A 6,894-nucleotide genomic window follows, 5' to 3' on the forward strand; every position below is an offset into this window, starting at 1 on the left:
TGGCGAGAACCCAGCGTCACCCGAAGGCCGCTCCCATGTCCGGAGAACAGCAGAACCCAGACCTAAACGATCTCTGCGCCCTAAAATCGCAAGCTCAGCGGTCGTAGCGGAAGTCGGCGGCGACCGCCCGGTGGTCGCTGCCGTCGGCCGGCAGCACCCAGGAGTCGGTGGGCTGCATGCCCCGGCTCATGATCTGGTCGATCCGCGCCATCGGGAACTCCGAGGGCCAGCTGAACCCGAAGCCCGCCCCCGCGGTGCCCTGCGCCGAGCGCAGCTGCGAGGTGACCGGGGCCAGCGCGCGGTCGTTCATGGTGCCGTTGAGGTCACCGAGCAACAGCACCTTGCCGAGCGGCTCGGCCTGGATGGCGTCGCCCAGCGCCTGCGCGCTGACGTCGCGCTGGTCGGCCGTGAAGCCGCCGTCGAACTTCACCCGGACCGAGGGCATGTGCGCCACGTACACCGCGAGCGGCCCCTCGGGGGTGGTCACCTCGGTACGGAAGGCCCGGGTCCAGCCGATCTTGATGTCCACCACCCGGGTGCCGGAGAGCGGGTACTTGGACCAGAGCCCGACCGTGCCCTCGACCACGTGGTACGGGTACGCGGTGGCCAACCCCGCGGTGTAGACCGGCAGCGCCTGCCCGGTCAGCTCCTCCAGCGCGACGATCTGCGCACCCGAGCCGACCACCATCCGCGCGGTGCCGGCCGGGTCGGTGTTGCCGGCCTCCACGTTGTGGGTGAGCACGGTGAAGTCGCCCTTGCCGGTGCTCTTGTCGCCGAGCAGGCCGCCGAACAGGTTGACCCAGACCAGCACCGGCAGCAGCAGCGCCACCAGCGCGGTGGCCGAGCGGCGCAGCAGCGCGCCGACCAGCAGCACCGGGACCAGCAGGCCGAACCAGGGCAGGAAGGTCTCCAGCAGGCTGCCGAGGTTGCCGAAGCTGTTGGGCAGCTGCCGGTGCAGCGCCATCAGCAGGGCGAGCAGCCCGGCCAGCACGGCGAGGATCCAGCCGCGCCGCCAGCTGCGGCGGCCCTTGCGGTCCGGGCCCCAGGAGCGGCGGAGCCACCCGCCCGCGCGGCGCAGGCGTGCGCCTGCGGCGGTGGGCGGCGTGCCGCCCCCGTCCGCCACGACTGCTTCGTCGGCCTGCGTCATGCGGTGACCCCTCGGTGCTCTGCGGTTCGTCAGGCTGTGCCGATTCCGACGCAAATGATCTGATTCTCGGCTGAGCCTATGACGTGACAGACGTCCGGACGGTCACCCTGGGTTCCGGCGCGGCCGCGATTACCCGGCCCGGCGAACGTGAGCCGGGCCACCCAGACCCTCCAGCATCGCCTCCACCATGGCGGCGGACAGCCCGGGGTCGTCCAGTGGTGCGTCGTCCCAGAGCACGGTGCGCACCAGCATCGGGCCGACCAGCATCTCGGCCAGCATCTCGGAGTCCAGGTCGGCCCGGAACTCGCCGGTGGCCTGACCGCGCTCGACCACCGAACGGATGGTCTCCCGACGGGGCCTTATCACCCGCTCGTAGTAGACCTCGCGGAGCGCGGGCAGCCCGTGCAGCTGGTTGAAGACCACCATCAGCACCCAGCGCGAGCGCTTCGCCAGCCCGCGCCGGCGCATGTGCTCCAGCAGCGTGACCAGGTCGTCCTTGGCGCAGCGGCCGGCCAGCTCGGGCTCCGGGTCGTCCAGCCGGACCACCACGTCGACCAGCATGGCCTCCTTGTTGGGCCAGCGGCGGTAGATGGTGGCCTTGCCGACGCCGGCGGCCTGTGCCACGCCCTCGACGGTCAGGTCGGCCAGCCCCGCGCCGTCCATCATCAGCCGCTCGACGGCCGCGCAGATGGCCTGCTCGGCCGCCTCGGAGCGGGGTCGGCCGCGCCGGGGCGCCGCACAGGTCGGCGTCCCGGCGGAGGTGCCGCCGGGGGCACTGCCGAGGAGATGGGCCTGACGCTCCGTGTCCATGCAGCCATTCTCCACGCTGATCACTCAGGCCTCGGCGGACTGCGGGGTGCGGGTCTCCTCGGCCGGCGCCGGGCCGCCGGCGGCCGGGGCGGCGACCTTGCTCGGCAGGCAGAACCAGGCCAGCAGCGCGCCGACCAGGGTCACCGCGGCGGACAGCGTGGCCACCGTGTGCATCGCGTGGATGAAGGAGTCGAAGGCCGGCTCGACCAGCACCTGGCCGCGCGGGCCGAGCGTGCCGACCACGTCGAGGGTGGCCTCCAGCGACTCGCCGGCCGCCTGCCGCGCCGCGGGCGGCAGCTGCTGCAGGTGGTCGGTCATGCCGTTGCGGTAGACGGTGGAGAGCACCGCACCGAGCACCGCGACCCCGAGCGAGCCGCCGACCTGGCGGAAGGTGTTGTTGATCGCCGAGCCCGAGCCGGCCTTCTCCCGCGGCAGCGAACCCATGATCGAGACGGTCACCGGCGGCATCACGTGCGCCATGCCGGCGCCCATCACGAAGCCGATCACCTCCAGCACCCAGATCGGGGTGGTCTTGCCGAGCAACAGGTAGCCCAGGAAGGAGAGCGCGATCAGCAACATGCCGCCGGCGCAGGTGGCCCGGACGCCGAGCTTGTCCACCACCAGCCGGGCCCGCGGGGCGAACAGCATCTGCGCGACGGCCAGCGGCAGCATCAGCGCGCCGGCGGCCAGCGCGCTGTAGCCGCGCACGCCCTGGGTGTAGAAGACGCCGAAGAACGAGACGCCCATCAGCGCGAAGAAGACCAGGCCGATCACCGCGACCGAGGTGGCGAAGACCTTGTTGCGGAACCAGGTGACGTTCAGTGCCGGGTGCGCGGTCCGCCGCTCGTACGACACGAACACGGCCAGCGCGCCGAGCCCGATCAGCACCGGGACGACGGCCGCGGGGTCGGTGAAGGAGGCCTTGTCGCCGCCCTTGATGATGCCGTAGATCAGCGCCACCAGACCGACGATGGAGAGCAGCACGCCGACCGGGTCGAGCTTGCCGGGGTTGGGGTCCCTGGAGTCCGGGACCAGGACGACCATCGCGGCCACGGCCACCACCACGATCGGCACGTTGACCAGGAAGACCGAACCCCACCAGAAGTGCTCGATCAGCAGGCCGCCGGTGATCGGGCCGATCGCGATGGCCAGGCCGACCGCGCCGGCCCAGATGCCGATCGCCCGCGGCTGCTCGTGCCGCTCGAAGACGTTCATGATGATGGCCAGCGTGGCGGGCATCACGAAGGCACCGCCGAGGCCCATCAGCGCGCGGAAGCCGATCAGCTCGGCGGGGCTGGTGGCCATCGAGCAGAACAGTGACGCGACGCCGAACACCACCATGCCGACCAGCAGCGTCTTCTTGCGGCCGAACCGGTCGCCGAGCAGGCCGGAGGTGAAGAGCAGCCCGGCGAAGACCAGCGTGTAGGCGTTGATCGCCCACTCCAGGTCGCTCTGCGAGGCGCCCAGGCCGACCGGCGCCGGGGTCGAGATGGTCTTCATCGCGACGTTGAGGATCGAGCTGTCCAGGACCACCACGAGCAGGGCCAGCACCAGGGTGCCGAGGATCGCCCAGCGGCGGCGGTGGATGGCTTCCGGCACCCGGGGCGGGCTGGTGGGGAGCGGCGATGACATGCGGGTGTCCCGTCGGAGGAAGGAGTGCTGGCGGGAGGGGCGACCGGGCGGCCCGGCCTCTTAACGAGACGCAAACGTCTTGGAACCCCCGGCGGCCCAGCGTACTCGTTTTTACGATACGAGACGTACCCGTATCGTAAAGGCTGGGCAAAGCCTCGCCGGGCGGTCGGGACTTTTGCTGCGTGGCAGGGCCGTGCAAGCATGGGGGTGATCCGGGGACGCCGCACGGCGCCACGAGACGACAACCCTTCAGGAGCCTGTTCCATGAACACTTCTCCGCTTTCGCCTGCCCAGACGCCCGCCGCCGCGGCGGCCGCCGCGTCCCAGGGCAGCACCCTCTACGGCGGGGTCACCAACCGCCGCGTCACCGTCCGCGACCTCGCCGCCGCCAAGCAGCGCGGCGAGCGCTGGGCCATGCTCACCGCGTACGACGCGCTGACCGCCGGCGTCTTCGACGAGGCGGGCATCCCGGTCCTGCTGGTCGGCGACTCGGCGGGCAACTGCCACCTCGGCTACGACACCACGGTGCCGGTCACCATGGACCAGATGACGATGCTCTCCGCAGCCGTGGTGCGCGGCACGCAGCGCGCGCTGGTCATCGGTGACATGCCGTTCGGGTCGTACCAGGAGTCCCCGGCCCAGGCCCTGCGCAACGCCGCCCGGCTGATGAAGGAGGCCGGGGTCCAGGCGGTCAAGCTGGAGGGCGGCGAGCGCAGCGCGCACACCATCGAGCTGCTGGTCGAGGCGGGCGTGCCGGTGATGGCGCACATCGGCCTCACCCCGCAGTCGGTGCACGCGCTGGGCGGCTACCCCGTCCAGGGTCGCGGCGACGAGGCGGCGCACAAGCTGCAGCGCGACGCCAAGGCGGTGCAACAGGCCGGCGCCTTCTCGGTGGTGCTCGAGGCGGTCCCGGCCGAACTGGCCCAGCACGTCACCGAGTCGCTGACCATCCCGACCGTCGGCATCGGCGCCGGCGCGGGCTGCGACGCGCAGGTGCTGGTGTGGACCGACATGGCGGGCATGACGGCCGGCCGGGTACCGAAGTTCGTCAAGAAGTTCGCCGAGCTGCGCGAGGCACTCGGCGGCGCGGCCCGGGAGTTCGCCGACGAGGTGCGCGGGGGCAGCTTCCCGGCACCCGAACACACCTTCCACTGAGGGCGGTTGGCGGGGCCGGCACTCCGAGTGGGTGCCGGCCCCGGCCGCCGGTCCCGACCGCTGACAGCGGCGTGACAGCGGGCTGACAGCGGCGAGCGGGCGATGACGGCGGGGTGACAGCCGGGCCGGACAGCCTGGGGGCATGACACAGATCGCCCTCGCCCCGCACGACCAGGGGCACCGCACCAGCCGGCGGACGACGACCGGCACGGCCGTCGAGGCCCGCGGCATCGTCAAGCACTTCGGTGCGACCAAGGCCCTGGACGGGGTCGACCTGACCGTCCGGGAAGGCACCGTGCTCGGCGTGCTCGGCCCGAACGGCGCCGGCAAGACCACGCTGATCCGGGTGCTCTCCACGCTGATCCGGCCGGACGCCGGTACCGCCGTGGTGGGCGGCTACGACGTGCTCACCCAGCCCCGGCAGCTGCGCCGCACGATCGGCCTGACCGGGCAGTACGCCTCGGTCGACGAGCTGCTCTCCGGCCACGAGAACCTCTACCTGATCGGCCGGCTGCTCGACCTCTCCCGCCGGGACGCCCGGGCCCGGGCCGCCGAGCTGCTGGAGCGCTTCTCGCTCACCGAGGCGGCCAAGCGCCCGGCCAAGACCTACTCCGGCGGGATGCGCCGCCGGCTCGACCTGGCGGCCAGCATGATCGGCCGGCCCCGCGTGCTCTACCTGGACGAGCCCACCACCGGCCTGGACCCGCGCACCCGCAACGAGGTCTGGGGCGAAGTGCAGCGGATGGTCGGCGAGGGGACCACGGTGCTGCTCACCACCCAGTACATGGAGGAGGCCGAGCAGCTGGCCCGGGACCTCACCGTGATCGACCGCGGCCGGGTGATCGCCAACGGCACGGTCGCCGGGCTGAAGGCCCAGGTGGGCGGGCAGACCCTGCAGGTCCGGCCGGCCGACCCGGCCGAGCTGCCGGCGATGGTCCGCTGCCTGACCGAGGCCGAGCTGCCCGGCGCCGTCGTCGCCGCCGACCCCGAGCACCCGGACCGGCCCGGCCTGCTCACCGTGCCGATCACCGGTGACGAGCAACTGACCGCCGTGATCTGCGTGTTGGGCAGCCGCGGATTCACCATAGCCGGCATCGACACCAAGGTGCCCAGCCTGGACGAGGTCTTCCTGGCCATCACCGGCCGCACCACCACCCCCACCGCCGCCGCCGGCGACCCGGCCGACCGCAAGGAGCAGCTCGGATGAGCACCGCCACCCTGACCACCCCCCACCCGGAGGCGGACCGCCGGATCGGCCTCACCGCCACGCTGCGCCACGTCGGCGCGCTGACCCGGCGCAACCTGATGCGGATCAAGGCCGACCCGGAGTCGATGGCCGACGCGCTGATCCTGCCGATCGTCTTCACCGTGCTCTTCGTCTACGTCTTCGGCGGCGCGGTCTCCGGCAGCCAGCAGGAGTACAAGCAGTACATGATCCCGGGGCTGCTGGGGAGCACCGGGCTCAACCTGGCGATGGCCGTCGGCACCGGGATCAACACCGACTTCAGCACCGGGGTGATGGACCGGTTCCGCACCCTGCCGATCGGCCGATCGGCCGTACTGCTCGGCAAGTTGATGGCCGAGGCCTGCCGCAGCCTGATCTCCTTCGCCATCCTGATCGGCTTCGCGCTGCTGCTCGGCCTGCAGATCAGGACCGGTCCGCTGCAGGTGCTGGCCGCGGTCGGCCTCTCCCTGCTGTTCGGCCTCTCGCTCACCTGGGTCTCGATGCTGCTCGGGCTGGCGATGCGCTCGGCGCAGGCCGTGCAGGGCGTCACCATGCTGGTCATCATGCCGCTGCAGTTCGGCAGTTCGATCTTCGCGCCGACCCGCAGCATGCCGGGCTGGCTCCAGGCCTTCACCAGGCACAACCCGCTCACCAACCTGGCGGACGCCTGCCGCAGCCTGATCAACGGCGGTCCGCTGGCCCACTCGGTGACCACCGTACTGATCTGGTCGGTGGCGATCACCGCGGTCGCCGCACCGCTGGCGGTGGCCCGCTACCGCAAGCGCACCTGAGCCGGCAACGGCTGTCCCGGGGGGGGGGGGGGGGGGCCCCCGTAAGAGAACGTCGAGGGCGTGTCAAGAGCGCCCACGGAAACAGAAGTCTGAGAGCAGTGTGGGGGGGCATGCGATATACACTAGGCTCGGTT

6 protein-coding genes are annotated in these 6,894 nt (G+C 71.9%); 3 read left to right on the plus strand and 3 right to left on the minus strand.

All coding sequences use genetic code 11. From position 1 onward, the window contains the following. Nucleotides 1-94: 94 nt before the first annotated feature. The 3 genes from ACZ38L_RS14135 to ACZ38L_RS14145 all read right to left on the minus strand — a co-directional run bounded on the left by ACZ38L_RS14135 (nucleotide 95) and on the right by ACZ38L_RS14145 (nucleotide 3,589). Nucleotides 95-1,147 (minus strand): endonuclease/exonuclease/phosphatase family protein, encoded by a 1,053-nt coding sequence (locus ACZ38L_RS14135; protein ID WP_465692565.1) that lies wholly within the window; start codon nucleotides 1,145-1,147, stop codon nucleotides 95-97. Between the two features lie 129 nt (nucleotides 1,148-1,276). Continuing rightward, a complete protein-coding gene (locus ACZ38L_RS14140) occupies nucleotides 1,277-1,957 on the minus strand; it encodes a TetR/AcrR family transcriptional regulator (protein WP_465692567.1) in 681 nt (226 codons plus the stop codon). A 24-nt stretch (nucleotides 1,958-1,981) separates the two neighbouring features. Continuing rightward, nucleotides 1,982-3,589, minus strand: coding sequence for an MFS transporter (locus ACZ38L_RS14145; protein ID WP_465692569.1), 1,608 nt, complete (start codon nucleotides 3,587-3,589; stop codon nucleotides 1,982-1,984). Nucleotides 3,590-3,853: 264 nt separating this feature from the next. Between ACZ38L_RS14145 and panB the strand changes: the two genes are divergently transcribed. From panB to ACZ38L_RS14160, 3 genes are all read left to right on the plus strand, one after another. Further along, entirely contained in the window at nucleotides 3,854-4,744 is an 891-nt protein-coding gene (panB, locus tag ACZ38L_RS14150; protein WP_465692571.1) for a 3-methyl-2-oxobutanoate hydroxymethyltransferase, read from the plus strand. 142 nt (nucleotides 4,745-4,886) lie between these two features. Beyond that, entirely contained in the window at nucleotides 4,887-5,951 is a 1,065-nt protein-coding gene (locus ACZ38L_RS14155) for an ATP-binding cassette domain-containing protein (RefSeq protein WP_465692573.1), read from the plus strand. Then, nucleotides 5,948-6,760 (plus strand): ABC transporter permease, encoded by an 813-nt coding sequence (locus tag ACZ38L_RS14160; RefSeq protein ID WP_465692575.1) that lies wholly within the window; start codon nucleotides 5,948-5,950, stop codon nucleotides 6,758-6,760. Before ACZ38L_RS14155 ends, ACZ38L_RS14160 begins: the two co-directional genes overlap by 4 nt. Nucleotides 6,761-6,894 lie beyond the last annotated feature (134 nt).

The organism is Kitasatospora sp. NPDC024654 (assembly GCF_055559155.1).